The organism is Campylobacter sp. TTU-622 (assembly GCF_016598965.1).
Classification (GTDB): Bacteria; Campylobacterota; Campylobacteria; order Campylobacterales; family Campylobacteraceae; genus Campylobacter_D.
Genome location: NZ_JAENKR010000128.1, coordinates 1 through 2,423, shown reverse-complemented (window position 1 = coordinate 2,423; position 2,423 = coordinate 1). Strand labels below are relative to the sequence as shown.

General features: G+C 22.5%; 2 protein-coding genes and 1 pseudogene. All 3 read left to right on the top strand.

Going from position 1 to position 2,423, the window contains the following annotated elements:
- Window positions 1-882: MBOAT family O-acyltransferase (locus JG677_RS07800; RefSeq protein ID WP_200286070.1), on the top strand; the 882-nt coding region annotated here is incomplete at its 5' end.
- The gene (locus JG677_RS07795; protein WP_200170011.1) at window positions 882-1,856 is read left to right on the top strand and encodes an SGNH/GDSL hydrolase family protein; all 975 of its coding nucleotides are present in this window, start codon (window positions 882-884) and stop codon (window positions 1,854-1,856) included. The genes JG677_RS07800 and JG677_RS07795, both read left to right, overlap by 1 nt.
- Window positions 1,849-2,423: pseudogene (locus JG677_RS07790) on the top strand (hypothetical protein); the annotation flags it as partial. The gene JG677_RS07795 and the pseudogene JG677_RS07790, both read left to right, overlap by 8 nt.

Genomic DNA, 2,423 nt, shown 5'->3' with positions numbered 1-2,423 from the left:
ATAATGAAGAGTGAATTCTTTTTTAATCAAATCTTTAAAAAAAGAGATTTTAACAATATAGATCTTATTTTTGTTTTATTACTTTTTGGTATTTTTAAAAAAGTGTTTTTAGCAAATTATTTAGAAATTTACTCTAAAGAAATTTTAGATTATCCTCAAAATTATAGTTTTTTAGAACTTTTAAGTGCTATTTATGCCTATGCTTTACAAATTTATTGCGATTTTAGTGGATATATAGATTTAGTTAGTGCTTTTGCTTTAATGCTTGGATTTAATTTACCTATTAATTTTAATATGCCCTATTTGGCTACTAATTTAAAAGATTTTTGGGCAAGATGGCATATAAGTCTTTCTAATTTTATAAAAGAATATATTTATATTCCTTTAGGAGGGAATCAAAAAGGTCATTTAAGAACTTATTTAAATATCATAATTGCTTTTTGTCTTTCTGGAATTTGGCATGGAAATACAATTAATTTTTTTATCTGGGGTTTATTACATAGTTTTGGAGTGATATTCAATCACGCAATGCCTTTTAAACTTAAAAAATTTCCTTTTATAGCAAGATTTATAACTTTTCACTTTATATGTTTTACTTGGATATTTTTTTATTATTCTAAATTAGATGATAGCTTTGAATATTTAAAAGCTTGTTATGAAAATTTCTACTTAATTCCTGATTATAAAACTTTTTATATTTTAATTATTTTTTTCATTCTTTTTATAGTTTATCCTTCTTTTATCAATTATAAAAAGAATTGCACTCAAATTTTACAAGCAACCCCGCTAATATTAAAACCAATTATAGTAGCCTTTTTATTGCTTTTGATTTTTACTTTTATTCCTAACGAAATCCCAAATTTTATTTACTCGAGTTTTTAATGAATATTTTAAAATTTTTATTTGTATTATTTTGCAGTTTCTTCTTAGTTGTTTTAGTGATGAATGAAAGCATAAGTTCTTATTTGGAACAAAAATATCATTTTATTTTTTATCCACAAAATACTATATTAAAAGAAGCAAATTCTTTAAAAGTAAAATTAGAAGAGATTAAAAATATTATTATAGATCAACAAAATACATCTAAAGAAGATCTAGATACTGATAATAATATTTTAGAAGATAATAACTCAAAAGAGCTCAACACTTCAAATTATTTAGAACAAATAAAAACAAATATAATACAAGAAACTAATACTACAAACAATTTAAAATCCATAACTTATATAAATCCTAAAGATAGCTTTTTATTTATTGGAGATTCTTTAATGCAAGGGGTTGCTGTAGCTTTAAATAAAGACTTAAAAAATTTAGGCATAAAAACCATGAATCTTAGCAAACAAAATACAGGGCTTTCTTATAAATCATATTTTAACTGGGCAAATACTACACAAACAACTTTGCAAAAAAATCCTAATATCAAGTATTTAGTTATTTTGCTAGGCGTAAATGATCCTTGGGATATCAAAAAAAATGGAATTTATCATCATTTTAATTCTTTATCATGGCTTCAAATTTATACTCATAGAGTACAAGAGCTTATAAATATTGCTAAAAAATATAATGTAAAAATATTTTGGTACGAGATTCCTCCAGTAAAAAAAGAAGATTTAAATAAAAAAATTATTATATTAAATAATATTTATGAAAATATTGTAACAAACAATAATGAGATTTTTATTCCGACTAAAACATTTTTTAGTTATGAAAATAAATTTTCAACTTATATTATAAATGAAAACAATAAAAGTGTTAAAATGAGAACAGATGATGGAATTCATTTTACTCCAACAGGTGCTAAAAAAATGTCAGAACTTCTTATGCAATATATAAAAATTAAGGATAAGAATGATTAAAAATATTTCTATTTTTATAGCTTTTTCTTGTATTTTTTTAAATGCTATTTCATTAGATACTAAAAATTGCATTAGCAATTATGCAGATAATAAATCTTTAAGATTGCTTAAACAAAAAATCGAAGAAAAGAAAAATTTAGGAATCAGAATTTATGGAGATTCTCATATAGCTGCAGACTTTTTTCCTAATACTTTAAGAACTTTATTTTTTAAAACAAATGCATTAGGTTTTGTCTATGCTATCCAGCCAAAATATCAACAAAACTCAAATTTAACTTATGAATTTAAAAATTTTGAAATTCTCAACTCTCAAACCTCTAAAAATATTAATTATCCATTAGGCGGGGTTATAGCAAATGCCTTAAAAAAAAATGCTTACATTGTTATAGATACAAAGTTAAGTTCTAAAAAATTTAATGTAGGTTTCATCTTTAAAAGTCCATCTAATGATTATGCTTTTATGATTAAAGATGAAAATAATAAGACCTATAAATTAAAAAGTAAAAAAAATAAATGGTCTTATAAAGAAATAGAGCTTGATTTTCCATTTAAAATTACGGCTTTAGC